We start from the raw sequence: 24,714 nt of genomic DNA, 5'->3' as shown, positions 1-24,714 counted from the left end.
GCCGGAGCTTGGAGCTGGAACCGTGACGCCGAAGAACAACGTTGACCCCGAAGGGGATGATGATTCGCTGGGCGTGCTCGACGACACCCCGTCGTCGGACACGACCGCGATCGGCCTGCATCGGAACACCTCGCAGGTGAGCGTCTCGCTGCCCACCGGCGGCGATGACGACGACATGGTCGATGACGAGGTGATCGGCGGCGAGATCGTCTCGGACCTCATCATCGACACGTCGTCGGTGGCGGACCCGGACACCTTCGCGCGGATCAGCCGGGAGGCGCCCGAGATCGTCATCGAGCTGCCTGCGGACGACGCACCCGCGTCGGCCGAGGAACCGGCTGACCCGGAGGAACCGGCTGACCCGGAGGAACCGGCGGATACCGAGGAGCCGGCTGAGGCCGAGGAGACGGAAGAACCGGCGGCGGAGTCGGAGATCGTCGCGGACCCGATGCGGGACGACTCGGCGCCGGTCCGAGAGGACCCTTCGGGCGAGCGTCGGCCCGCACCCGGTATCCGACCCGAGCTCGTCCTTCCCGTGCCGGCGGCAGCGGCCGGGAAAGCGGGCCGGAAGAAGCCGGGCGCGCCGAAGAAGTCCGCGAAGCCCGAGGCGTCCGTGAGGCACGGGGCATCGGACGAACCCGACACGGCGGACGCCGGGCCGGCAGCGGTGCCGGAGATCGATGCCGCACTCGCGCCCGTCGGAGCCGAACCCGTCGCAGCCGAACCCGTTGCAGCCGAGCCGGCTGCGGACCCGACCGATGCACCAGCGCAGGAGGCGATGTCCGCCGACGCGCAGCCGCCGCACGACACCGAGCCCGCACGGCCCGGGACCGCAGAGGAGAACCGCACCATGGCGACCGAAGATCGTGCGCCCGCCGCGCGCACCGCGGCTGAGCTCGAACGCACCGCGGAGGGGCCGCGGCAGGCATCCGATCTCCCCCTCACCTCGAAGCGACTCGACGAGCTCGGCGACGCCGGGCGCGAGAGCGCGGACCTGCTGACCGCGGACCGCCTGCTCGATCCCTCTCGGATCGCCAGGCCCGAGCCGGAGGGTGCGTGGAGCCACCTGCTCTACGCCGTCTCGGGGGGCCGGATCAACATCGGCGATGGACGCAGGGCCCGCGAGCGCAAGCTGCTGAGCGCGCGCATCGCGGCGCCGCTGACCGGCAGCGCCCGCTTCGTGCCCGTGCTCTCACGCAAGGGCGGTGTGGGCAAGACCACCGTCACGGCGCTGCTCGGCATGGCCCTCGCGGACGCTCGCGACGACCGCGTCATCGCCGTCGACGCCAACCCCGACCGCGGCACCCTCGCCGAGCGGGTCGCGGGCAGCCACGGCCGATCGGTGCGGGACGTGGTGCGCGCCCAGCACGAGATCCGGGGATTCCACGACATCTCCGCGCTCGTCGCCAGGGACGAGACCCGCCTGGACGTGCTGGCGTCCGACGCGGATCCGCGCGTGTCCGAGGCGTTCGGCGATGCCGATTACCGCGACGTCGCGGCTGTCGCCGCTCAGTACTACTCGCTCGTGCTCACGGACTCGGGCACCGGGATCGTGCACTCGGTGATGGACGCCACGCTCGATCTGGCCGATCAGCTCGTGATCGTGTCGGGGCTCAGCGTCGACGAGGCGCGACTGGCCTCCGAGACGTTGACGTGGCTGGAGACCAACGGCCACGCGCGGCTCGCCAGAGAAGCCGTCGTCGTGCTGAACCAGTCCACCCCCGGTGCGCCGCTCGTTCGGCTGAGCGAGCTCGAGGCGCATTTCTCCACCCGCGCCGCGCACGTGCTGCGCATCCCGTACGACCCGCAGATCGCGGGCGGCGGGCCGATCGGATTCGGGTCACTACAGCCGGAGACCAGGCGCGCCGCGCGCGAGGTCGCGGCCGTGCTGATCGAGGGGCTGCGCGGAGCCGCCTGATGACCGTCCGTGAGATCCGCCTGTACGGCGACCCCGTGCTGCGCCAGAAGTGCGCTCCCATCGACGCCATCGACGACGGCGTGCGCGCGCTGATCGCCGACCTCGTCGAGACGGTCGAGCTGCCCGGCCGCGCCGGCGTCGCCGCCAACCAGATCGGCGTCGCGCAGCGCGCGTTCAGCTACAACATCGACGGCGACATCGGCTACGTGATCAACCCGGTGCTGGTCGAGGTGCGCGGCGAGCCGGCCGAAATCGGCGAGGGATGCCTGTCGGTGCCTGGCCTGTGGCACGACACCCCGCGATATCCGTGGGCGCGTGTCGAGGGGATCGATCTCGACGGCGAGCCGGTCGTGCTCGAGGGGGAGGGCCTGCTCGCGCAGGCCCTGCAGCACGAGACCGACCACCTCGACGGCATCGTGTACCTCGGCCGGCTCACGGGCGAGACGCGCCGCGTCGCCATGCGCCAGGTGCGCGAGAGCGACTGGTTCTGATCCGGCGGATCAACGCTGCGCAGCGGCGTTGAAGCGCCCGTCGACGAGTCGGCTCAGCCCAGCGGCGTCGTCGTGGTGTGAGTGGGCGCCGCGTAGATCTCGGCGATCTCGTCGGCGAAGTCCCGCATGATCACGTTGCGCTTGATCGAGAGCTTCGGCGTCAGATGGCCGCTGTCCTCGGTCCACTCGATCGGGAGGATCGTGAACTTGCGGATCGACTCCGCACGCGAGACCGTCTTGTTCGCGCGATCGATGGCGCGCTGCACCTCGTCGCGCACGGCGGGGCTCGCCGCGGCATCCGCGAGAGACATGTCCGCGGGCAGGCCGTTGTTGGCCAGCCAGGTCGGCAGCATCTCGGAGTCGAGCGTGACCAGCGCCGCGATGAACGGCTTCTGGTCGCCGACCACCACCACCTGCCCGACGATCGGGTTGGACCGGATCGGGTCCTCGAGGCCGGCCGGCGCGACGTTCTTGCCGCCGGCGGTGACGATGAGCTCCTTCTTGCGTCCCGTGATCGTCAGGAAGCCGTCGGAGTCGAAGCTGCCCATGTCGCCGGTGCGGAACCAGCCGTCGTCGAACGCATCGGCGGTCGCCTCGGGGTTGTTCCAATACTCCTTGAAGACGTTGATGCCGCGCACCTCGATCTCGCCGTCATCGGCCAGTCGCACGCCCACGCCCGGCAGCGCCGGACCGACCGTGCCGATCTTGGACTTGTCGGCGAGGTTCACCGTCGCGGGCGCTGTGGTCTCGGTGAGGCCGTAGCCCTCCAGGATCACCACTCCCAGGCTGTGGAAGAAGTGCCCCAGGCGGGCGCCGAGCGGCGCCGAGCCGGAGACCGCGTAGGCGACATTGCCGCCCATCGCCTCGCGAAGCTTGCCGTAGACGAGCTTGTCGAACAGCGCGAACTTCAGCTTGAGCCCGAGCGGCACCTTGCGACCCTCCTCCAGCAGGGTCGAGTGCTCGATCGCGGCGGCGGCCGCAGCCCGGAAGATCTTGCCCTTTCCACCGGCCTCGGCCTTCTGCTCGGCGGAGTTGTACACCTTCTCGAACACGCGGGGCACCGCCAGCAGGAACGTCGGCTTGAACGATCCGAGCGCGGGCAGCAGGTTCTTCGTGTCGGGCTGGTGCCCGGTGCGCACGCCGGCGTGGATGCCGAGGATCGAGATGAAGCGCGCGAACACGTGCGCAGTGGTGATGAACAGCAGCGTCGACGCGCCGGGCATCGAGACCACCTCGTCGAGGGCCTTGGCCGAGTTGCGGGACAGCTCGACGAAGTTGCTGTGCGTGAGCACGCAGCCCTTCGGGCGTCCCGTCGACCCGGACGTGTAGATGAGGGTCGCGATGTCCGACCCCACGGCCAGGCTCCGGCGACGCTCGATCTCGGCATCCTCCACGCCGGCTCCCTGCGCCGTGAGCGCGTCGATGGCGCCGAGATGCAGCTGCCACACCTCCCTGACCAGCGGAAGGTCGCCGCGCACCTCGTCGACGCGGGCGAAGTGCTCGGGCGACTCGACGATCAGCGCGATCGCCCCGGAGTCCTCCAGGATCCACTGGATCTGCGAGGGGGAGCTCGTCTCGTAGACCGGCACCATCACGGCGCCGGCGTAGAACAGCGCGAAATCGATCAGGGTCCACTCGTAGGTGGTGCGGGCGATGAATCCCACCTTGTCGCCCGGGTTGATGCCGGCGGCGACGAAGCCCTTCGCCAGCGCGATCACCGCGATCTCGAAGTCCCTGGCGGTGATGTCGCGCCATCCCTCGCCCTCCGGAACCGAGAACAGCGCCAGGTCGGGGGTCTGCTTCGCGCGGATCGCGAGCAGGTCGGAGGTGTTCGCCTCGGGGTCGGCGGGGACGATCGCGGGAACATCGAACTGGATCACGGCAGCTCCTTCGGTACCGGCATGGCGGGTGATGATCCCGAGTCTAGGTCATGGCATCCAGTCGCAGAAACTCTGGAACTCGGTCGCGGAGGATGCCGCGACGCTAGACTTCTGCTCGATGTTCTACTGGCTGATGAAGTACGTCGTGATCGGACCGCTGGTCAAGGCGATCTTCCGACCCTGGATCGTGGGGCGCGATAACGTGCCCGCCTCCGGCGCGGCCATCCTGGCGAGCAATCATCTGTCCTTCGCCGACTCGATCTTCCTCCCGCTGCTGCTGGATCGGCCGATGTCCTTCCTGGCCAAGAGCGACTACTTCACCGGCAGGGGCCTCAAGGGCTGGGCGACCAGGGTGTTCATGAAGGGCACCGGTCAGATCCCCATCGACCGCTCCGGCGGCAGGGCATCCGAGGCGTCGCTGAACACCGGACTGCAGATCCTGGGTCGCGGCGACCTGCTGGGCATCTATCCCGAGGGCACGCGCAGCCCCGACGGAAAGCTGTACCGCGGGCGCACGGGCCTGGCCCGCATGGCGCTGGAGGCGAAGGTCCCGGTGATCCCCGTGGTGATGGTCGACACCGACGTGGTCATGCCCATCGGCAAGCGCCTGCCCAACGTGGGACGGGTCGGAGTGCTCATCGGCGAACCGCTGGACTTCTCCCGCTACGCGGGCATGGAGAACGACCGCTACATCCTTCGCGCGGTCACGGACGAGATCATGATCTCTCTGCAGCGGCTGGGGTCGCAGGAGTACGACGACGTGTACGCGTCCACCGTGAAGGACCGCCTGCCGCACCGCGGCTGACGCCGTGTGCGACGCCGTCACAGCGCGGGTTCGCCGGCGGGGCTGACACTAAGCTGAGAGGATGCACCCCTCGCACCCCGAACTCGACGCGTGGCGCTCGCTCCCGATCAGACAGCAGCCGCAGTGGCCCGACGCCGAGCGGGTCGCCGAGGTCTCCGCGCAGATCGCCGCGCTGCCGCCGCTGGTCTTCGCGGGCGAGGTGGACAACCTGCGCGAGCGGCTGGCGCGCGCGGCATCCGGCAACGCCTTCCTGCTGCAGGGCGGCGACTGCGCCGAGACGTTCGCGGGCGCGACGGCGGATCAGATCCGCAACCGCATCAAGACGGTGCTGCAGATGGCGGTCGTACTCACCTACGGCGCCTCCATGCCGGTGGTGAAGATGGGGCGCATGGCGGGCCAGTTCGCCAAGCCCCGCTCCAGCGACACCGAGACCCGCGGAGAGGTGACGCTGCCGGCGTACCGCGGTGACATCGTCAACGGCTACGACTTCACAGAGAAGTCCCGACAGCCCGATGCCGGGCGGCTGCTGCAGGGCTACCACATGGCCTCGTCGACGCTGAACCTGATCAGGGCGTTCACCCAGGGCGGATTCGCCGACCTGCGCGAGGTGCACTCCTGGAACAGGGGCTTCGCCCAGAACCCGGCCAACCAGCGCTACGAGCGCATGGCCGCCGACATCGACCGCGCGATCAAGTTCATGGAGGCGGCCGGCGCCGACTTCGACGAGCTCAAGCGCGTGGAGTTCTTCACCGGGCACGAGGGCCTGCTGATGGACTACGAGCGTCCGATGACGCGCATCGACTCGCGCACCGGAACGCCGTACAACACGTCGGCGCACTTCCTGTGGATCGGGGAGCGCACCCGCGACCTCGACGACGCCCACGTCGACTACTTCTCGCGCATCCGCAACCCGATCGGCGTCAAGCTGGGGCCGACCACGGCACCGGAGACCGCCCTCGCGCTGATCGACAGACTCGACCCGGACCGCGAGCCGGGCCGGCTCACCTTCATCACCCGTATGGGCGCGGGGAGGATCCGGGATGCTCTTCCGCCGCTGCTGGAGGCCGTGAAGGATTCCGGCGCCACGCCGCTGTGGGTCACCGACCCCATGCACGGAAACGGGATCACCACGTCGACCGGCTACAAGACCCGTCGCTTCGACGACGTGGTCGACGAGGTGCGCGGCTTCTTCGAGGCGCACCGCGCCGTGGGCACGTTCCCCGGAGGCATCCACGTCGAGCTCACCGGCGACGACGTGACCGAGTGCCTGGGCGGCTCCGAGCACATCGACGAGGCCACGCTCGCGACGCGCTACGAGAGCCTGTGCGACCCCCGCCTGAACCACATGCAGAGCCTGGAGCTGGCGTTCCTGGTGGCCGAGGAGCTCGAGAAGCGCTGAGCGCCGCCCGCTGAGCGCGGCCCGCCGGCCCCGGCGCCAGTCAGCCGCTGACGTTGAGGAAGATGTAGATCTCGGTGCCCTTGCGCTGCATCGAGCCCGTCTCCGGGTCGGTGTGCTGGGCCTTGGTCAGCCCGTTGGGAACGCCTCCCCAGAACGGGGCGTACTTCGCCTTGAACCCGGCGTCCTCGATCTTCTTCACCGCCTGATCCCTGGTCATGCCGGCGACACTGGGAACTTCGAACAGCTGCGGACCCTTCGACACCGTCAGCGTCACCGTGTCCCCGGGGCGCCAGCTGCCGCCGCCGGGGCGCTCGGTGGTCTGCGCGATCACGTGCCCCTTCTCGACGGTGTCGCTGAAGTCCTCCGGCACGTTCTCGTCCACGACCAGCCGCGCGTCCTTGAGCGTCTGCTTCGCCTCGTCGAGGGGCGTGCCGACCACGTTCGGCACGGGGCCGAGTGAGAGCTGGATGACGGCCTCGTCGCCTTCGAAGAGATCGCAGCCGTCGCCGCAGGGATAGGCGTCGCCGCCTGCCCGCGGTGTGATGCGCACGTTGAGCACCAGTCCGGCATCGAGATCGGCGAAGTACTTCTCGGCATCGTCCGCGACGACGACCGCGTTCTCCTGGAGAGTTGCGCGCGCGTCAGCCTCTGAGAGCCCGGAGAGCTTGCCGACCGTGTGCTGGGCGGGGCCCGCCGACACGACCAGCGTGACCGTGGTGTCCTTCTCGACCCGCTCTCCGGAGGCGGGATGCGATTCGATGACCTCACCGGCGGGAACATCGAGCGAGGAGCGCTGCGTCGTCGTGGACCGCAGCTCCTCGGCCTTGATCGCGTGCTCGGCATCCGCGAGCGGCATCCCGGCGACCGGGGGGACGGAGATCAGCGAACCCGGTCCTGAGCCGAACCACCAGCCCACGCCGCCGGCGGCGACCGCGAGCAGGAGCACCAGCGAGAGCAGCAGGGCGCCGCGCGCTCGGCGGCGGGCGGTGCGTCTGCGCAGTCGCGCGCCGTTGTCGGCCGCCTCGGCGTCGGCGGGCTCGGCCGGGCCGGGCAGGACCGCGGTGCCGCCGGCGATCACCTTGGTCACCGCGCCGGAGTCGTGCCGGGCGGAGACGGTCGTGCCCGTCGTGGGCGTGGGCGTCACGCCCAGCTCGCGCTCGATCTCCCGCAGGCGGTCCAGCATCTGCTGAGCATCCAGCGGGCGCTCTTCCGGGGACTTGTCGGTGGCCCACAGCACCAGCTCGTCCAGCTGCTCCGGCACACCCGGATTGCGCACGCTGGGGCGGGGGACCTGCTCGGTGGCGTGCTGGAAGGCGATCTGCATCGGCTGCTCGCCCTTGTACGGCTGCTCGCCGACGAGCATCTCGTACAGCATGATGCCGAGCGCGTAGATGTCGCTGCGGGCATCCGCCGTGCCGCGCGTCACCAGCTCGGGAGCCAGATACGCGATCGTGCCCAGCAGCTGCGCGCCGGTGGCGGTGTTCGCCGTGGTGGCGCGGGCCAGGCCGAAGTCGCCGATCTTGATGCGGCCGTCCTCGGCGAGGAGCACGTTCTCGGGCTTGACGTCGCGGTGCACGATCCCGGCGCGGTGGGCAGCGGCGAGTCCCGCCAGGATCGCGTCCATGATGGTGACCGTCTGAGCGACGGTGAGGCGCTTCTGCTCGCGCATCAGCTCGCGCAGCGTGATCCCGGGGAGGTACTCCATGACCAGGTAGGCCAGATCGCCGTCCTGTCCCTGGTCGAACACATTCACCACGTGCGGGTCGGCCAGGCGGGCCGCCGAGCGGGCCTCCTGGATGAACCTGCTCTGGAACGCCGAGTCGTCGCTCAGGTGCGCATGCATCACCTTCAGCGCGATGCGGCGCTCCAATCGCATGTCGGTCGCGACGTACACCGTGGCCATCCCGCCGCGCGCGATGCGTGCGCGCACCCGATATCGGCCGTCGACAAGCCGCCCGATGAGGGGATCGGCCGACGCAGTGCTCACGGAACGAGTCTATGAAGAAGCGGGTGCGCGCCGCGGCAGCGGCGCACCTGAACGAGGTTTCGATCCGGTGACGACTCGGCCATCAGCGCAGGGTCGCGACCCAGCGGTGCGCCTGCTGCTCCCACTGGCCGTAGCGATCCGGGTAGGCCGAGATCTGCACCGCCTGAGCCGCGTCGGTGAACACTCGGTTCTGCCAGTCCGCGAGGTCCAGCAGGCCCCGGCTCGTGCTCCCGTTCGGATCGTGGCGGCCGCCGTAGAACACGCGGATGCTGCGATCGGCGTCTCTGATCTGCTCGGCGGTGCCCCACCCCTGGCTGGGTCGCTGCTGGAACAGCCCGAGCGAGTCGCGGTCGCCGTGATCGAGGTTGCGCATCGAGGACTCCACCATCGCGGTCGCCAGTGCGATCGCGATGCCGCGGTCGGGCACGCCGAGCTCGCGCCCGATCCGGATGATGTGCAGGGCGTTCGCGCGCTGCGTCGCATCCAGGTTCGCACTCAGCTGCGCGGGACCCAGCAGCAGCGACTGCCCCGGATAGATGATGCTGCCGCTCCCCAGGCCGTTCGTCCGCAGCAGGGCCGCGACCGTCGTGCCGTACTTCCTCGCGATGCCGAACAGCGTGTCTCCGCGCGCGACGGTGTGCGTCTTCGGCTTCGCAGAGGCGGGGGCGGATGCGGCGGTGGCGGGCTTCGCGGTGGCGGATGCCGGGGCCGCGGCCGGCGCTGCCGAGAGCGCGAGCCTCTGACCCGGGTAGATGATGGCGGAGCGGCCGAGCCGATTGGCCGCCACGATCGCGGCCACGGTCGTGCCGTACCGGCGGGCGATCGCATAGACCGTGTCGCCCGCTGCGACGGTGTGCGTCTTCGCCCCGCTCGGCTCGGAGGCGGCGGGTGCGGCCGCCGGCGTCGCTGGGGGAGTCAGCCGCAGGGTCTGTCCGGGGCGGATCACCGACCGCCACCCCAGGCCGTTCCACGCGAGCACGTCGGCGGGGCGCAGCCCGTACCGGATCGCGATCGCCGAGACGGTGTCGCCCTGACGCACCGTGCAGGTCGTCGGCTGCGTGGCCGCGTGCCGCACGGCGCCGGCGGGGCGCGGCGCCACGGCCGGCACGATGCCCGAGGCCGCGGACTGGCTGCGGGCCGGTTCGACGGCGTCCGCGGGCGCGGCGGCGAATGTCGCGGCGAGCGTTCCGATGACCGCCGCGGGTGCTCCGAGCCGGAGCGCCGCGGCACGGGACGAGCGAGTATGCATGTACTTCCCCCTGTATCGCTTCAGGACACGCTGACACGGATGTAAAGAGTTGTCAACAGAAGTGGCTGGTGTGAACAATGTGACCAGTGTGATCTGTGCGCCGCTCGCGCGGGAATGAGATAGTTGACACGTGTCTGAGAACGCGGCTGAAACCACCGACTGGCTGACCATCCCCGATCTGGCCGAGGTGCTCGGCGAGACGCCAGGGCGCGTGCGGCGGCTGCTCGACGAGCGCTACCTGGTCGGCTCGCGGCGCAGCGGCGTGTTCGCGGTCCCGGCGATCTTCGTCGTCGACGGCCGCCCGCTGCCCTCGCTGCGCGGCACGGTGATCGCCCTGCAGGACGCCGGGTTCAGCGACGACGAGGCGATCGACTGGATGCTCGCCGAGGAGGACAGCCTGGGACGCGCGCCGATCGCCGCGCTGCGGGACGGGCACAAGAGCGAGGTCAGGCGCATCGCGCGCACTCTCGCGTGAGAGCCGCCGTCGTGCGGGCCGACGGCCCGGTCAGGCGGAGCGGGCGATCGCCGCGTCCGCGAGCGCACGCAGCGCTGCGGCGGCCTGCTCGTCGATGCCGGCCGCGATCAGCGCCCGCTCGGCCTGTGCGGTGAAGTCCTCGATCATCTCCTCGATGCGACGTGGCGCCCCGGTGCTCCTGATGAGCCTCTGCAGCTCGGCCACGGCCGGGGCCGGCAGGCTGGCGTCGCCGAGCGCGGCATCCAGCTCCGCTCGCTGCGCGGCCGGAAGACGCTCGCGCGCGACGGCGATCAGCGCGGTGCGCTTGCCCTCGCGCAGGTCGTCGCCGGCGGGCTTGCCGGTGACGGCGGGGTCGCCGAACACGCCGAGCAGATCGTCCCGCAGCTGGAAGGCCATGCCGATCGGATGCCCGAAGTCGCGCAGCGATGCGCGCAGCGCGCTGTCGGCTCCGGCCAGGGTCGCGCCCAGCAGCAGCGGCTCCACGACGCTGTAGCGGGCCGACTTCAGCGACGCCACCCGGAGCGCCCGCTCCAGCAGCGTCGACGGCTCGCTCACGCTCCACGCCGACTCCTCGGCGATGTCGAGCATCTGGCCCACGGTCACGTCGCGCCGCATGCGCGCGTATTCGGCCCGCGTCGCCGCGGCGTGCGGATGCTGCTGCAGCGCCTCCTCGAGCAGGTCGTCGCTCCAGGCCACCAGCAGGTCGCCCAGGAGCACGGCGGCGGACCGGCCGAAGGCCTCGGCGTCGCCGTGCCATCCCGCCGCGCGGTGGGCGGCCCCGAGAGCGCGGTGGGCGGCGGGAAGGCCCCGGCGGGTGTCGGAGTTGTCGATCAGGTCGTCGTGCACGAGCGCGGCGGACTGGAAGATCTCCAGCGAGGCGCACAGGCCCCACAGCGCGGGCGTCCCGGCGACGGCGCGCGGGGCGGCCGCGGTCCATCCCGCGTGGCAGAACCGCGCGCGCAGGCGCTTGCCTCCCGCCAGCGTCGAGCCGGCGGCGCGCAGGAAGAGCGCCGCATCGGGGCCGTAGTCGCCGGCATCCGCCTGCCGCTGCGCGACGAACGCGTCGAGCCGGGCGGTGACGGCGTCCGTGATGGAGGAGGGGAGCACGATTCCCAGCCTAGATGCAGGATTTCCCGAGCACGCGGCTAGCCGCCCGCTCCCGGACGCGGGTACAGTGGAGGGAACCAACCAAGGGGGTCGGAGATGCCTCTTTCCGAACAAGAGCAGCGGATGCTCGACGAGATGGAACGCCATCTCCTTCAGCACGACGCGGATGTCGTGTCGGCGCCGTCCGGTGATCGCGCGCTCAGCTACCGGAACCTGATCTACGGCGCGCTGCTGGTGCTCCTGGGCGTGGGCGGTCTCATCGCTGCGGTCGTCGCGAACGGTCGGATCGGCGCGGTCGGCAGCATCATCATCGGCGTGGTCGCCTTCCTCGCGATGCTCGGCGGAGCCATCCTCGCGTTCACCCCGGTGCGCCGCCCGGTCTCGGGCGCTCAGCCGGATGCCGGGACGCACTCGGCGCATGCGCGCACCTCGTCCTTCATGGACCGCATGAACGACCGATGGGACAGGCGCCAGGACGAGCGCTGATCTGACCTGCTGCAAGAGCCCGGATGCTGAGCATCCGGGCTCTTCTGCGTCTTGAGCGGATTTTCCCTCCACTGCCGCTCCACTGTCCTCCACCCCCGTGATTCCGCGTGATCACGGGGGTTTCTGCGCGTGTGCCCGCGCCCGTCCGAAGATCGGTGGCGAATTGTCGTAGGAAAGTGGAGGGTTGTGGAGTAAAGTGGTGCGCACCTCGGGTTGGCCGGACGCAGAGGGGGTGATGGCCGATGTTGCTGGGAACGCATACCCCGAAGCTCGACGACAAGGGCCGCGTGATCCTTCCTGCGAAGTTCCGCGAGGATCTCGCCGGCGGCATCGTCGTGACCCGGGGCCAGGAGCACTGCCTGTACGTGTACAGCACGGCGGAGTTCGAGGCCCAGCACGAGAAGATCCGCCAGGCGCCGCTCACCGACAAGCAGGCGCGCAGCTTCCTGCGCATGTTCCTCTCCGGGGCCAGTCAGGAGATGCCCGACAGCCAGAACCGCATCACCATCCCCGGCCACCTGCGGCAGTACGCGGGGCTGGAGAAGGAGCTGGTGGTCACCGGAGTCGGCGCCCACGCCGAGATCTGGGACGCCGCCGCATGGAACGCGTACCTGGAGAGCAACGAAGAGTCCTACGCAGATCTGGAGCAGGAGGTGATTCCCGGATTGTTCTGACCACGGCTGTGATGCCTCGCCGCTCCGCCCCGACACACTTCCCCGGTGCCGGGTCGAGCGGAGAGGAATCAGAGCCGGAGGTCACGGGAAGACGATCATGAGCCTCCGCGACATCCACACCCCGGTGCTCCTCGAGCGCTGCATCGAGCTGCTGGCGCCTGCCCTCGAGCACGATGGCGCCGTGCTCGTGGACGCCACGCTCGGCATGGGCGGGCACTCCGAGGCGTTCCTGGAGCGCTTCGGCCACATCCGCCTGGTCGGCCTGGACCGCGACACCGACGCGCTGCGGATCGCGGGGGAGCGGCTCGCGCGGTTCTCCGACCGCATCACCCTGGTGCACAGCGTCTACGACGAGATCGGCCTGCACGCGCAGGGCGCCTCGGCGATCCTCTTCGATCTCGGTGTCTCCTCCCTGCAGCTCGACGAGGCCGAGCGCGGCTTCGCGTACTCCAAGGATGCGCCGCTGGACATGCGGATGGACCAGTCCAAGGGCCGCACGGCGGCGGCGATCCTCGCCGAGTACAGCGAGGGGCAGCTGCGTCGCATCTTCGAGCGCTACGGCGAGGAGAAGCTCGCCGGGCGCTACGCCCGGTTCATCGTCGAGGCCAGGGCGCAGCATCCGCTCACCCGCTCCGGAGAGCTGGTCGATCTGCTCGTGGCGGCGACCCCCGCCGCCGCGCAGCGCGCCGGGCACCCGGCCAAGCGCGTGTTCCAGGCGCTGCGCATCGAGGTCAACTCCGAGCTGAGCGTGCTCGCCGACGCCATCCCCTCGGCATTGGACGCACTGGACGTGCGTGGACGGATCGCGATCATGGCCTACCAGTCGCTGGAGGATCGCCTGGTCAAGCAGGCGTTCGCCGCGGCATCCGCCTCCACGGCTCCCGCCGGGCTGCCCGTGGAGCTGCCCGAGCACGCACCGCGGTTCCGCATCCTGACCAAGGGCGCGGAGCAGGCGGGCGACGACGAGCGCGCACGCAACCCGCGCGCCATCCCGGTGCGGCTGCGCGCCGCCGAGAAGCTGAGGGAGACGGCATGAGCCTGCTGACAGCCCGCGTTCTGCCGCGCATCGAGCCCCGCGCCAATCGCGGTCAGAAGCCCGCGCGACGGCTGCGACCGGTCGCCGCCCCGCACGGCGTCCGCCGCCCCAAGCTCGCCTACGCCGCTCTCGCCGTCGGGGGCGCTCTGGCGATCGGCGCCGCGCAGATGGGCATCTCGCTCGCCTCCACGCATGACGCGTTCGTGCTCGCCGAGCTGAACCACCAGCAGTCCGAGCTGCGGCTGCAGAAGCAGGCGCTGGGCGACGAGGTCGTCGCGGCGAGCTCGCCGCAGGAGCTCGCAGCGAGGGCCGACCGCCTGGGGCTCGTCGTCGCGGGCTCCGCGTCATACCTGAAGCTGAGCGACGGCACCGTGCGCGGCGCCGGAGACGGCGCGTCCTGGATCTCGACGGTGGCGCCCAACGGCGCCACGAAGGTCGGCAACGCCCTCATCCCCGCACCCCCGCCGCCCGTGTCGGACGTGACCAGCGCCGAGACCACCGAAGAAGCCGAGACCGACCCCGCACTCCCGCCCGTCATCGGCGACGGCCTCCCCTCGCCGACGACCCATTAGCATCCGGATGGAGACCGCCGCATGACCACTCGCGCCACCCGCGGGACGCGCCGTCGCACGGTCGTCGCCCTCGCGATGATCCTCGCCGTGCTGGGTGCGTTCGTCTTCCGTCTCGTGGACATCCAGGTCGTGCACGCCGATGATCACGTCGCCGACTCGCTGACCAGCCTGGGCAGCTCCACCAAGGTCCCCGGCGCGCGCGGCGACATCGTGGACGAGAACGGCACCGTGCTGGCATCCGACGCCTTCGTCTACGACTCGCAGCTGGACCCGCTGCTGATCGACAAGTTCGAGAAGCAGACCGACCCGAAGAAGAAGCCGAAGCTGCCGTGGTCCGAGGCGAGCGACAGGATCGCCGAGATCGTGGGGATGACCGGCGACGACGTGCGCGCCCTCGTCGCTTCTGCGCTGGAGAAGAACCCGCTCAGCCAGTACGCCAAGCTGAAGAACGGACTCTCCACCGAGCAGTACCTGGCACTGCGCGATCTCGGGCTCGCCTACGTGCACAGCTTCCAGCGCGCCATCAGGGTGTATCCGAACGGCGCCGTCGCGGGCAGCATCGTGGGGTTCCTGAACGGCGAGGGCAAGCCGCAGTACGGCATCGAGCGGGTCGATCAGAAGTGCCTGGCGGCCACCGACGGCTCGATCAGCTACAAGAAGGGCAAGGGCGGCGTGCGCATCCCGGGCAGCGAGCGCACCACTCCGGCGGTCGACGGCGGCACGGTGAGGCTGACCATCGACAGCGATCTGAACTGGTACCTGCAGCAGATGATCGCCGAAGAGGTGCAGCGCCAGGGCGCGAAGGCCGGCAGCGTCACCGTGGTCGAGGTCGCCACAGGCAAGATCCGGGCAGCCGCCGAGTACCCGTCGGTGGACCCGAACAACATCAACACGGTCGCCCCGGAATACTGGAAGTCGCGGATCTTCTCGGACGCGTACGAGCCGGGATCCACGTTCAAGGCGATCACGGCGGCGACAGTGATCGACCAGGGGAAGGCGACACCCACCTCGCATGTCACCGCTGCCGCACGGGAGACGTTCCCCAACGGGACGACGATCAACGACCCGTTTCCTCATCCCGTGTACGAGTACACCCTTGCCGGCGCTCTGATCGACTCGTCGAACGTGTCGCTGTCCAAGTTCGGCACGCAGGTCGATCCGACCACGCGCGCGGAGTACCTGAAGCGCTTCGGCGTCGCCGAGAAGACCGCGATCGACTTCCCCGCCGAGCAGGCGGGAACCCTGCCCAGAGGTCGGAACGGAAAGGTTCTCGACCCGAAGGACTGGGACGGCGCCACGAAGTACACCACCACGTTCGGCCAGGCGTTCACCGTCACTCCGGCTCAGATCGCCGGCGCCTACCAGGCGATCGCCAACAACGGGAAGAAGATCGAGCTGTCGCTGGTGGAGTCCTGCACTGACGCTGACGGCACGGTGCACGAGACGGCGACGCCCGAGGGCGAGCAGATCATCAAGCCCGAGACCGCGAAGCAGGTGCAGCGGATGCTGGAGAACGTCGCCGTGCAGGGCGGCAACCGCAATACGACCAAGGTGCCGGGGTACCGCATCGGGCTGAAGACCGGCTCCGCGCAGAAGACGGACGGGCGCAGCGGATACAAGAAGGGCGTCTACTTCACCAGCATGGTGGGCATCGCACCGATCGAGGATCCGCAGTACGTCGTCCTGGTGACCATGGACGAGCCGACTAAGATGAGGACTTCGGCGGCGGACGCCGTCGCCTTCCAGCAGGCGATGACCCAGGTGCTCAAGACCTACCACGTCGCCCCTTCATCGGAGCCGATGGAGCCGCTGCTTCCCAAGTTCAACTGATCGGCGTTCCGCCGCGCATGGAGATGCCACATGATCGCCCTCTCGCTCGCTGAGATCACCGAGATCCTGCACGGCGAGCTGCACCTCGCCGGTGCGGACACCGCCGAGACCGTCGTCGACGGCACGGTGGACACCGACTCGCGCGAGATGAGCGAAGGGTCGATCTTCGTGGCCAAGCCCGGCGAGACCACCGACGGGCATCGTTTCGTCGGGGCGGCGGCCGACGCGGGCGCCGTGCTCGCGATCGTCGAGCATCCGGTCGATGTCGCCGTGAGTCAGATCGTGGTGCCGGATGCCGTGCAGGCACTCGCCGACCTCGCTCGGGCCGTGGTCGCGCGGGTGCGGGATGCCGGCGAGCTGCGCATCGTCGGGATCACCGGCTCCAACGGCAAGACCACCACCAAGAACATGCTCGCCCGCATCCTGCAGGAGGAGGGGGAGACGGTCGCGCCGATCCGGTCCTACAACAACGAGGTCGGTGCGCCGCTGACCATGCTGCGCGTCACGCCGCAGACCCGCTTCCTGGTGAGCGAGTTCGGCGCGGCGGGACTCGGCAGCATCGCGCGACTCGCAGGCCTGGTCGAGCCGGATCTGGCTGTGGTGCTGATGGTGGGTCTCGCGCATGCCGGCGGATTCGGCGGCATCGAGGCCACGGCCCTGGCCAAGTCCGAACTCGTTCAGGCCGCCCGGATCGGCGGCACCGCGGTGCTCAACACCGACGACCCGCGGGTCTGGGGGATGCGGGAGATCGCCGTCGAGCGCGAGCAGGACGTGGTCGGATTCGGTCAGGCCGCTCAGGCCCAGGTGCGTGCCGAGGACATCAGGGTGTCCGCCGACGGCACGGGCTGCACCGTCGTCGCCGGAGGCGAGCGCATCCGGCTGCGGCTGCAGGTGCTCGGAGCCCACCACGTCTCGAACGCGCTCGCGGCGATCGCCGCTGCCCGGGTGCTCGGCGTGCCCGTCGCCGTGGCGGCGGCGAGACTGGAGACCCTCGAGATCGCGGAGCGCTGGCGCATGCAGCCCATGGGCGGCGACCGGGTGCGCATCATCAACGACGCGTACAACGCCAGTCCCGATTCGATGGCGGCCGCACTGCGCACACTCGCCCAGATCACCGCCCCCGGCGAGCGCACCGTCGCCGTTTTGGGCGCGATGAGCGAGCTCGGCGAGGCGGCGGGCGAGGAGCACGACCGGATCGGACTGCTCGCGGTGCGACTGAACATCCAGCGCATCGTCGTGGTCGGGCCCGAGGCGCGCCGACTGTACCTGGCCGCGGTGGGCGAGGGGTCGTGGGACAGCGAAGCCGTGCATCTGCCGGATCAGGACGCCGCCTTCGAGTATCTGCGCACCGAGCTGCGCGACGGCGATCGCGTGCTGGTCAAGTCGTCGAACTCCGTCGGGCTCCGGCACCTCGGCGATCGTCTGGGAGAATTGTTCTCGTGAGGTCCTTGCTTATGGCGACGGCGATTTCGCTCGCCTTCACGCTCTTCCTGACCCCCGTGTTCCTGAAGGTCTTCCGCAGGATCGGGTGGGGCCAGGTCATCCGCACCCCCGAGGACATCGCGAATCCCAACCACGGCGCCAAGCGCGGCACGCCCACGATGGGCGGCGTGATCTTCATCGTCGGCACCATCGTCGGCTACTTCGTCGGCACGTTCTTCGGCGGCACCGAGCCGGCGCTGTCGGCCATCCTCGTGCTCTGGCTGATGGTCGGGTTCGGCGTGGTCGGCTTCATCGACGACTACATGAAGGTGCGCAGCCAGCGCAGCCTGGGCCTGTCCGGGTGGCGCAAGATCGTCGGCCAGCTGGCCGTGCTCATCCCGTTCGGGATCGTCGCGCTGAACTTCCCGAACTCGCTGGGCCAGTACCCTGCCAGCGGCTTCGTCTCGCTGTTCCGGGACATCTCCTGGCTGAATCTGTTCGCCTTCGGCGCCGTGCTGGGCTGGGCGCTCTATCTGATCTGGATCTCGGTGATCGGAGTCGCCACCTCCAACAGCGTCAACCTCACCGACGGCCTGGACGGGCTCGCAGCCGGAGCAGGCATCTTCGTGGTGGGCTCCTACGCGCTGATCGCCTTCTGGCAGTTCAAGCAGTCCTGCGTGGGGCAGGGCGCCGAGACGCTGGGCTGCTACGAGGTGCGCGAGCCGCTGAACCTCGCCACTGTCGCCGCCGCGTTCGCCGGCGGACTGATCGGGTTCCTGTGGTGGAACGCGCCCAAGGCGAAGGTGTTCATGGGCGACGTCGGATCGATGGCGATCGGCGGCGTGATCACCGCGATGGCGATCCTGACCCGCACCGAGCTGCTGCTGCTCGTGATCGCGGGCGCCTTCGTGATCTCGTCCGGATCGGTCATCCTGCAGCGGGCGTACTTCAAGCTCACCCGCGGCAAGCGGCTGTTCCTGATGAGCCCGTTCCATCACCACCTCGAGATGCGCGGCTGGGCCGAGGTCACCATCGTGGTGCGACTGTGGATCATCGCCGGTCTGCTGGCGGCATCCGCCGTCGGCCTGTTCTACGTGGACTGGTTCGCCCAGGCCTCGAACGGCTGAGCCGTGGTCTCCGAACGCCTGGCAGGGCTGACCAGCTGGCACTCCGACTGGACCGGGCTCCGCGTCGCCGTCCTCGGGCTCTCCGTCACCGGCTTCTCCGTCGCCGACACGCTCACCGAGCTCGGAGCCGAGGTGCTCGTGCTCTCGGAGGACGCCTCCGAGGAGTACGCGCGACTGGTGCCGGTGATCGGAGCGCGACTGGAGCTCGGATCCCTCGCCGAGGTGCCCGACGCGCTCCGGGAGTTCGCACCCGAGGTGGTCGTCGCCTCGCCGGGCTTCCCTCCCGCGCATCCGGTGATCGCCTGGGCCCACGAGACGGGGATCGCGCTGTGGGGCGACGTGGAGCTGGCCTGGCGCGTGCGCGACAAGGTGCCGCGCCCGGACGGCACCCCCGCCGAGTGGATGCTGATCACCGGGACGAACGGCAAGACGACGACCACGCAGCTGACGGCGACGCTGCTGAACGCCGGCGGTCTGCGCGCCGCCCCCTGCGGGAACATCGGCATCCCCGTGCTCGACGCCGTGCGCGATCCGGCCGGCTTCGACGTGCTCGTCGTGGAGCTCTCCAGCCATCAGCTCTGGTACATCGGCCAGTCGGAGCCCGCCGGGCAGCTCGTGCCGTACGCGTCGACCTGCCTGAACCTCGCCGACGATCACCTGGTCTGGCACGGCGGCGCCGAGGCGTACCGTGCGGCCAAGGCCGTGGTGTACCGCAACACCAAGATCGCCTGCGTCTACAACAAGTCCGACCGGGCGACGTTGCGGATGGTCGAGGAGGCGGATGTCACCGAGGGCGCCCGTGCCGTCGGGTTCGACCTGGGCACGCCCGGCCCCAGCGACCTCGGCGTGGTCGACGGCATCCTCGTGGATCGCGCGTTCCACGACGACCGCAGGCACAGTGCGCTCGAGCTGACCACGACCGACGCGCTGCGCGACGTGGGCCTGTCGGCCCCGCACGTCGTGCAGAACATCCTCGCCGCGTCCGCCCTCGCACGATCGGCCGGCGTCGAGCCCGTCGCCATCCGCGACGCGCTGGCGGAGTTCCGGATGGATGCCCACCGCATCCAGCTCGTGGCGGAGCATCGCGGCATCCGCTGGATCGACGACTCGAAGGCGACCAACCCGCACGCAGCGGCCTCGTCGCTGCGCGCGCACCCCGGCGCCGTCTGGATCGTCGGAGGCGACCTGAAGGGCGTCGACCTGGGTGCGCTGATCGCCGAGGCGGGCGGGATCGCAGGCGGGGCGATCGTGATCGGCGCGGACCGCGAGCCGGTCCTGGCGGCATTCCGGCGACACGCGCCGCACGTGCCGGTGCAGGAGGTCGTCCCCGCCGACACTGGAGAGATCATGGACCGCGTGGTGAGGATCGCGTCGGGGATGGTCGATGGCGCGGGCACGGTACTGCTGGCCCCGGCAGCGGCGTCCTTCGACCAGTTCGTCAGCTACGCGGATCGGGGAGAGCGCTTCGCCAGGGCGGTGCGCGAGTGGATCGGACAGGGGAGCGCGGATGACGCAGACGGCTCACCCTCCGCGCGCTGACGGCCGCTCGGCGATCAGGGGCCTGGCGGCCCGGGTGTCGCTCGGCCGGCTCTTCAGCCCGCCGTCCACCGAGTTCGTGATGATCGCCTCGACCGCGGTGCTGCTGACGATCTTCGGCGTTGTGATGGTGCTCTCCGCCAGCAGCGCGAACCCCTCGGCGCCGTACCAGGATGCACTCAGGCAGGGGCTGTTCGCGCTGGTCGGGATCCCGCTCATGCTCATCGTCAGCCGACTGCCGGTGGTCTTCTTCAAGAGGATCGCCTGGCCCGCGCTGATCCTCGGCGTGCTGTTCCAGCTGCTGGTCTTCGTCCCCGGTCTGGGCGTGTCGTCGTACGGCAACAAGAACTGGATCAAGATCGCAGGCATCCAGCTGCAGCCCTCCGAGTTCCTCAAACTCGCGCTGGCGGTGTGGATCGCGTGCGTGCTGATGCGCAAGCAGTCCAAGCTGGGAACCTGGCATCAGGTCTTCGTCCCCGTGGTCCCGGTGGCGGTGCTGGCGATCGGCACCGTGATCGCCGGCGACGACCTGGGCACTGTGATGGTGCTGGTGCTGGTCGTGCTGGGGTGCCTGTTCTTCTCGGGAGCGAGGCTGCGGCTGTTCATCATCCCCCTGTTGCTGGGAGCGGTCGTGGTCGCGGGCTATGCGCTCACCAGCGAGAACCGCATGAACCGCATCCTCTCGGCCTTCAACCCTGAGGCGTGCGATCCGACCGTGGACTGCTATCAGTCGGTGCACGGCATGTGGGGCATGGCCAATGGCGGCATCTTCGGGCTCGGGCTCGGGAACTCGCAGGAGAAGTACTGGCTGCCGGCGGCCTCGAACGACTTCATCTTCGCGATCATCGGCGAGGAGCTCGGACTGCTCGGCTGCCTGCTCGTGCTGGTGCTGTTCGGCTTCTTCGCCGTGGGCGTGTTCCGCATCATCCGCCGGACGGTAGACCCGTTCGTCCGGATCGCCGCCGGCGGGATCGTGGTCTGGATCGTCGGCCAGGCGCTGTTCAACATCGGCGTCGTGGTGCGCATCTTCCCCGTGATGGGGGTGCCGCTGCCGTTCGTCTCGCAGGGCGGCACCTCGCTGCTGTCGGCGATGCTGGCCTGCGGCGTGCTGCTGTCGTTCGCCCGCACGCTGCCGCCCGTCGCATCTCGAAGGGTCACGGGCCACAGGTGACCACCTATCTTCTCGCCGGCGGTGGCACCGCCGGCCACGTCAATCCGCTGCTCGCCGTCGCGGACATGCTGCGGGAACGCGCCGGCGACACCGTGCTCGTGCTCGGCACGAAGGAGGGGCTGGAGGCCCGCCTGGTGCCCGCGCGCGGCTACGAGCTGCTGATCGTCGACAAGGTGCCGTTCCCGCGTCGGCCCGACCGGGCGGCGCTGGCGTTCCCCACCCGGTTCCGCCGCGCGGTGGCGCAGGTGCGCGCGCACATCCGCGCGCACGACGTCGACGTGGTGGTCGGGTTCGGCGGCTACGCCGCTGCCCCCGCGTACGTCGCCGCCCGCCGTGAGGGCGTGCCGTTCGTCGTCCACGAGGCCAACGCGAAGCCGGGTCTGGCCAATGTGCTGGGGGCGCGGCGCGCGAGCGGGGTGGGCGTGGCGTTCGAGGGAACGCCGCTGAGGAACGGCGAGCTGGTGGGGATGCCGCTGCGCCGCGAGGTGGTCGAGCTCGACCGCGCGGCGAGCCGGGCCGAGGCCGCGGCGGAGTTCGGACTGGATGCCGATCGCCCCGTGCTGCTGGTGTTCGGCGGATCGCTGGGCGCGCTGCGCCTGAACGAGGCGCTGGCGGATTCGTGGCAGGACGTGCTCGATGCGGGCTGGCAGCTGCTGCATGTCACCGGCGAGCGCAGCGACCTGGCCGACCCTGGTGCGCCCGGGTACGCGATGCGCCGGTACGTGGACCGGATGGATCTCGCGTTCGCCCTGGCCGACCTGATCGTCTCGCGCTCGGGCGCGGCGACCGTGAGCGAGATCAGCGCGCTCGGACTGCCCGCGCTGTACGTGCCTTACGCGGTCGGCAACGGCGAGCAGCGGTTGAACGCGGCATCCGCCGTGGCCGCGGGGGCGGCAGAGCTGCTGGACGACGCGAGCTTCGACGGCGATGCCGTGCGACTGCGGGTGCTGCCCCTGCTGGCGGACCCCGATCGCATCGCCCGCATGGCGGACGCCGCGCAGCGGGTGGGTACCAGGAGCGGCACCGAGAACCTGATCGCGCTCATCGATCGTGCGCTGGCGGAAAAGTAGACTGGCAGGGACATGATCAGACCCGACCTCACCCTTCCCGTCCCCGACGACATCGAGTCCGCGCACTTCATCGGCATCGGCGGATCGGGGATGAGCGGACTGGCCCGGATGTTCCTGGATGCCGGCATCCGCGTCTCCGGCTCCGACCGCGCCGACAGCGACAATCTGCGCGCGCTGGCGGCGGCGGGCGCCACGGTGCACGTCGGCCACGACGCCGCGCACCTGGGCGATGCCGACACGGTCATCCACACGGGCGCGATCTGGCCGGAGAATCCCGAGTTCGTCACGGCGAAGGAGCGCGGTCTCCACGTCATCCACCGCTCCCAGGCGCTGCACTGGCTGATCGGCGGACGCCGGCTCGTCTCGGTCGCCGGTGCGCACGGCAAGACCAGTTCCACCGGGATGCTGGTGACGGCGCTGCAGGCGCTGGGCGCCGATCCGAGCTTCGTCAACGGGGGCGTCATCGAGCAGCTCGGCGCCTCGAGCAGCACGGGCTCCGACGAGCTGTTCGTGATCGAGGCCGACGAGTCCGACGGGACGTTCCTGCTCTACGACACCTCGATCGCGCTGATCACGAACGTCGACCCCGACCACCTCGACTTCTTCGCCTCGGAGGACGCCTTCTACGACGCCTTCGCGCGTTTCGGGAACGAGGCCGCCGAGGCGGTCGTGATCTCGGCGGACGACCCCGGCGCGCAGCGCGTGCGCGCCGCACTGACCCACGACAGGATCATCACGTTCGGACGCGCGGCGGACGCCGATCTGCGCGTCGACGACATCGACACCACCGGCGCGGTCGCGGCCACGCTGGTCAGCGGCGCGGAGTCGGTGCGCATGCGGTTGGCGGTCCCTGGGGCGCACAACGCCATCAACGCGGCCGGCGCGGTGGCCGTGCTGATGACATTGGGTCACGCGCTGACCGAGGCGAGTGCCGCGGTGGAGGGATTCGCCGGAACAGTGCGCCGTCTGGAGCTGCACGGCGAGGCCGGCGGGGTGCGGGTCTACGACGACTACTCGCACCACCCCACCGAGGTGCGGGCGGCGCTGGAGGCAATGCGCGGCGTCGCCGGAGCCGGTCGCCTGATCGCGATCCAGCAGCCGCACACCTACTCGCGCACGCAGCACATGTACCGCGAATTCGCGGAGGTGCTGGAGGAGTTCGCCGATCACACCGTCATGCTCGACGTCTACGGCGCGCGAGAGGATCCCGTGCCCGGGGTGACGGGCGAGCTCGTCAGCGGCGCCTTCGCCGATCCGGCGCACGTGCATTACGTGCCGGACTGGCAGCAGGCCGCCGACTACACCGCGCAGGTGGCCCGTGACGGGGACGTGGTGGTGACGCTCGGCTGCGGGAACGTCTACCAGCTCATCCCGCAGGTGCTCGACGCGCTGCGGCGCACGCACGGAGCCTGAGCCATGCGTCGTCCGGTGCCGCTCCCGTCTCCCGTCGAGGAGCCCGAGGAGGCCGCGCCCGTCGCTCGACGGCTCCGGCGAAGAGCGGACGCCATGGCGCCCGGGGAGACCGTGCGCGACGAGACCGCGCGCGAGGAGGCGGCGCACGAGGAGATGGTGACGCCTGCGCGTGTGCCGCTGATGGCCGATGCGGCCGCATCCGCGACGGCGGAGAGCGTCGCGACGGAGCAGGAGTCGCGGGATGCCGGTGACCAGGCGCCCGTGCGCAGCAGCGACGTCTGGCGCGCGGCGCGCGCACGGCGCAAGGCGCTGCGTGCGGAGATCCGCAGGTTCACGCAGCGCTCGCGCCGCCGCCGCATCCTGTGGCTGTCGGCGATCGGAGCGGTCGTGGCGCTCCTGATCGGCAGCGCGCTGGCGGCGTACGGGCCGCTGTTCGCCGTGGAGCGCATCACCGTGGTGGGCGCGAAGTCACTGGATGCGGCCGCGGTGCAGAAGGCTCTCCAGGGTCAGCTCGGATCGCCGCTCGCGCTGATCGATGACCGCGGGGTGAAATCGGCGCTGACCGAGTTCCCCATCATCGAGTCGTACTCGCTGGAGGCGCGGCCCCCGCACGAGCTGCTCGTGCGGATCGTGGAGCGCACGCCCGTGGGAGTGCTCCGCTCGGATGCCGGCTACACACTCGTCGATGCCGCCGGCGTCGTGCTGTCGACCACTCCCGACCCTCCCGCCGGTCAGCCCGTGCTGAAGATCAGCGGCGGCGCCGACACCGCCGCGTTCCGCAGCGCGGGGCTGGTCGTCCGCTCGCTCTCCGCCGACCTGCGGGCACAGGTGACGCAGGTCTCGGCATCGACCGTGGACGACGTGACGCTCACGCTGAAGGACGGCCCCACGGTGCTCTGGGGGAGCGATGACGACTCGGTGACCAAGGCCCTGGTGCTCGCCGCGCTGATCAAGAGCAATCCCGACGCACGAGGCTTCGACGTCTCCGCGCCCACCGTTCCGGTGGTGCGCTGACGCCTTCGGCAGGCGATCGCACCGACACGCCGTGTCGGTGCGGGCAGGCGCG

Annotated in this window: 21 protein-coding genes; 17 read left to right on the top strand and 4 right to left on the bottom strand. The window is 70.3% G+C overall.

Annotation, left to right across the window (positions count from 1 at the left end):
* The first annotated feature begins 22 nt into the window (after nt 1-22).
* Nucleotides 23-1,918 carry a MinD/ParA family protein gene (locus Q9R19_RS07945; RefSeq protein WP_311255773.1) on the top strand — a complete coding sequence of 632 codons (1,896 nt, stop codon included), beginning with the start codon at nt 23-25 and terminating at the stop codon, nt 1,916-1,918.
* Nucleotides 1,918-2,409 carry a peptide deformylase gene (def, locus tag Q9R19_RS07940; RefSeq protein WP_311255772.1) on the top strand — a complete coding sequence of 164 codons (492 nt, stop codon included), beginning with the start codon at nt 1,918-1,920 and terminating at the stop codon, nt 2,407-2,409. The genes Q9R19_RS07945 and def overlap by 1 nt, the downstream gene beginning before the upstream one ends.
* Before the next feature lie 53 nt (nt 2,410-2,462).
* On the opposite strand, the gene Q9R19_RS07935 is transcribed toward def, so the two are convergent.
* Entirely contained in the window at nt 2,463-4,289 is a 1,827-nt protein-coding gene (locus Q9R19_RS07935) for an AMP-dependent synthetase/ligase (RefSeq protein WP_311255771.1), read from the bottom strand.
* Between the two features lie 118 nt (nt 4,290-4,407).
* Here Q9R19_RS07935 and Q9R19_RS07930 point away from each other — a divergent pair, with 118 nt between their 5' ends.
* Nucleotides 4,408-5,094 (top strand): lysophospholipid acyltransferase family protein, encoded by a 687-nt coding sequence (locus Q9R19_RS07930; RefSeq protein WP_311255770.1) that lies wholly within the window; start codon nt 4,408-4,410, stop codon nt 5,092-5,094.
* 61 nt (nt 5,095-5,155) lie between these two features.
* On the top strand, nt 5,156-6,493 hold the full coding sequence (locus tag Q9R19_RS07925) for a class II 3-deoxy-7-phosphoheptulonate synthase (RefSeq protein WP_311255769.1): 1,338 nt from the start codon (nt 5,156-5,158) through the stop codon (nt 6,491-6,493).
* Between the two features lie 40 nt (nt 6,494-6,533).
* Here Q9R19_RS07925 and pknB read toward each other — a convergent pair whose 3' ends face one another.
* Nucleotides 6,534-8,480 (bottom strand): Stk1 family PASTA domain-containing Ser/Thr kinase, encoded by a 1,947-nt coding sequence (gene pknB, locus Q9R19_RS07920; RefSeq protein WP_311255768.1) that lies wholly within the window; start codon nt 8,478-8,480, stop codon nt 6,534-6,536.
* 82 nt (nt 8,481-8,562) lie between these two features.
* Nucleotides 8,563-9,729: a LysM peptidoglycan-binding domain-containing protein gene (locus Q9R19_RS07915; RefSeq protein WP_311255767.1), complete on the bottom strand. Its 1,167-nt coding sequence runs from the start codon at nt 9,727-9,729 to the stop codon at nt 8,563-8,565.
* A gap of 130 nt (nt 9,730-9,859) precedes the next feature.
* Here Q9R19_RS07915 and Q9R19_RS07910 point away from each other — a divergent pair, with 130 nt between their 5' ends.
* Nucleotides 9,860-10,204, top strand: coding sequence for an Rv2175c family DNA-binding protein (locus Q9R19_RS07910; RefSeq protein WP_311255766.1), 345 nt, complete (start codon nt 9,860-9,862; stop codon nt 10,202-10,204).
* A 30-nt stretch (nt 10,205-10,234) separates the two neighbouring features.
* Here Q9R19_RS07910 and Q9R19_RS07905 read toward each other — a convergent pair whose 3' ends face one another.
* The gene (locus Q9R19_RS07905; protein ID WP_311255765.1) at nt 10,235-11,311 is read right to left on the bottom strand and encodes a polyprenyl synthetase family protein; all 1,077 of its coding nucleotides are present in this window, start codon (nt 11,309-11,311) and stop codon (nt 10,235-10,237) included.
* A gap of 96 nt (nt 11,312-11,407) precedes the next feature.
* Between Q9R19_RS07905 and Q9R19_RS07900 the strand changes: the two genes are divergently transcribed.
* From Q9R19_RS07900 to Q9R19_RS07845, 12 genes are all read left to right on the top strand, one after another.
* Nucleotides 11,408-11,797: a DUF3040 domain-containing protein gene (locus tag Q9R19_RS07900; protein ID WP_311255764.1), complete on the top strand. Its 390-nt coding sequence runs from the start codon at nt 11,408-11,410 to the stop codon at nt 11,795-11,797.
* Nucleotides 11,798-12,039: 242 nt separating this feature from the next.
* On the top strand, nt 12,040-12,471 hold the full coding sequence (mraZ, locus tag Q9R19_RS07895) for a division/cell wall cluster transcriptional repressor MraZ (protein ID WP_311255763.1): 432 nt from the start codon (nt 12,040-12,042) through the stop codon (nt 12,469-12,471).
* 97 nt (nt 12,472-12,568) lie between these two features.
* Nucleotides 12,569-13,507: a 16S rRNA (cytosine(1402)-N(4))-methyltransferase RsmH gene (rsmH, locus tag Q9R19_RS07890; protein ID WP_311255762.1), complete on the top strand. Its 939-nt coding sequence runs from the start codon at nt 12,569-12,571 to the stop codon at nt 13,505-13,507.
* On the top strand, nt 13,504-14,079 hold the full coding sequence (locus Q9R19_RS07885) for a hypothetical protein (protein WP_311255761.1): 576 nt from the start codon (nt 13,504-13,506) through the stop codon (nt 14,077-14,079). The genes rsmH and Q9R19_RS07885 overlap by 4 nt, the downstream gene beginning before the upstream one ends.
* 21 nt (nt 14,080-14,100) lie before the next feature.
* Nucleotides 14,101-15,909 carry a penicillin-binding protein 2 gene (locus Q9R19_RS07880; RefSeq protein WP_311255760.1) on the top strand — a complete coding sequence of 603 codons (1,809 nt, stop codon included), beginning with the start codon at nt 14,101-14,103 and terminating at the stop codon, nt 15,907-15,909.
* Nucleotides 15,910-15,939: 30 nt separating this feature from the next.
* Nucleotides 15,940-17,352 (top strand): UDP-N-acetylmuramoyl-tripeptide--D-alanyl-D-alanine ligase, encoded by a 1,413-nt coding sequence (gene murF / locus Q9R19_RS07875; protein WP_311255759.1) that lies wholly within the window; start codon nt 15,940-15,942, stop codon nt 17,350-17,352.
* Nucleotides 17,349-18,458 (top strand): phospho-N-acetylmuramoyl-pentapeptide-transferase, encoded by a 1,110-nt coding sequence (mraY, locus tag Q9R19_RS07870; RefSeq protein WP_311255758.1) that lies wholly within the window; start codon nt 17,349-17,351, stop codon nt 18,456-18,458. Before murF ends, mraY begins: the two co-directional genes overlap by 4 nt.
* Nucleotides 18,459-18,461: 3 nt before the next feature.
* Nucleotides 18,462-19,997 (top strand): UDP-N-acetylmuramoyl-L-alanine--D-glutamate ligase, encoded by a 1,536-nt coding sequence (murD, locus tag Q9R19_RS07865; protein ID WP_311255757.1) that lies wholly within the window; start codon nt 18,462-18,464, stop codon nt 19,995-19,997.
* Nucleotides 19,966-21,165: a putative peptidoglycan glycosyltransferase FtsW gene (locus Q9R19_RS07860; RefSeq protein ID WP_311255756.1), complete on the top strand. Its 1,200-nt coding sequence runs from the start codon at nt 19,966-19,968 to the stop codon at nt 21,163-21,165. Before murD ends, Q9R19_RS07860 begins: the two co-directional genes overlap by 32 nt.
* Nucleotides 21,162-22,235, top strand: a complete 1,074-nt coding sequence (locus Q9R19_RS07855) for a UDP-N-acetylglucosamine--N-acetylmuramyl-(pentapeptide) pyrophosphoryl-undecaprenol N-acetylglucosamine transferase (protein WP_311255755.1) — start codon at nt 21,162-21,164, stop codon at nt 22,233-22,235. The genes Q9R19_RS07860 and Q9R19_RS07855 overlap by 4 nt, the downstream gene beginning before the upstream one ends.
* Before the next feature lie 12 nt (nt 22,236-22,247).
* Nucleotides 22,248-23,648: a UDP-N-acetylmuramate--L-alanine ligase gene (murC, locus tag Q9R19_RS07850; RefSeq protein ID WP_311255754.1), complete on the top strand. Its 1,401-nt coding sequence runs from the start codon at nt 22,248-22,250 to the stop codon at nt 23,646-23,648.
* Nucleotides 23,649-23,741: 93 nt separating this feature from the next.
* Complete coding sequence (locus Q9R19_RS07845) at nt 23,742-24,662, top strand: FtsQ-type POTRA domain-containing protein (protein ID WP_311255753.1); 921 nt, start codon at nt 23,742-23,744, stop codon at nt 24,660-24,662.
* The last annotated feature ends 52 nt before the right edge of the window (nt 24,663-24,714 follow it).

This window comes from Microbacterium sp. ARD32, assembly GCF_031844385.1.
Lineage (GTDB): Bacteria > Actinomycetota > Actinomycetes > Actinomycetales > Microbacteriaceae > Microbacterium.
The sequence above is the reverse complement of the archived record's forward strand: the minus strand, read 5'-3'. Positions and strand labels throughout refer to the sequence as shown.

Excerpts from the sequence above, each read along its gene's own strand:
- def (WP_311255772.1), top strand. The coding sequence starts at position 1,918 with ATGACCGTCCGTGAGATCCGCCTGTACGGCGACCCCGTGCTGCGCCAG.
- Q9R19_RS07915 (WP_311255767.1), bottom strand. The coding sequence starts at position 9,729 with ATGCATACTCGCTCGTCCCGTGCCGCGGCGCTCCGGCTCGGAGCACCC.
- Q9R19_RS07880 (WP_311255760.1), top strand. The coding sequence starts at position 14,101 with ATGACCACTCGCGCCACCCGCGGGACGCGCCGTCGCACGGTCGTCGCC.
- Q9R19_RS07900 (WP_311255764.1), top strand. The coding sequence starts at position 11,408 with ATGCCTCTTTCCGAACAAGAGCAGCGGATGCTCGACGAGATGGAACGC.
- murF (WP_311255759.1), top strand. The coding sequence starts at position 15,940 with ATGATCGCCCTCTCGCTCGCTGAGATCACCGAGATCCTGCACGGCGAG.
- rsmH (WP_311255762.1), top strand. The coding sequence starts at position 12,569 with ATGAGCCTCCGCGACATCCACACCCCGGTGCTCCTCGAGCGCTGCATC.
- Q9R19_RS07885 (WP_311255761.1), top strand. The coding sequence starts at position 13,504 with ATGAGCCTGCTGACAGCCCGCGTTCTGCCGCGCATCGAGCCCCGCGCC.
- Q9R19_RS07925 (WP_311255769.1), top strand. The coding sequence starts at position 5,156 with ATGCACCCCTCGCACCCCGAACTCGACGCGTGGCGCTCGCTCCCGATC.
- Q9R19_RS07930 (WP_311255770.1), top strand. The coding sequence starts at position 4,408 with ATGTTCTACTGGCTGATGAAGTACGTCGTGATCGGACCGCTGGTCAAG.
- mraZ (WP_311255763.1), top strand. The coding sequence starts at position 12,040 with ATGTTGCTGGGAACGCATACCCCGAAGCTCGACGACAAGGGCCGCGTG.
- Q9R19_RS07860 (WP_311255756.1), top strand. The coding sequence starts at position 19,966 with ATGACGCAGACGGCTCACCCTCCGCGCGCTGACGGCCGCTCGGCGATC.
- Q9R19_RS07845 (WP_311255753.1), top strand. The coding sequence starts at position 23,742 with ATGGCGCCCGGGGAGACCGTGCGCGACGAGACCGCGCGCGAGGAGGCG.
- murC (WP_311255754.1), top strand. The coding sequence starts at position 22,248 with ATGATCAGACCCGACCTCACCCTTCCCGTCCCCGACGACATCGAGTCC.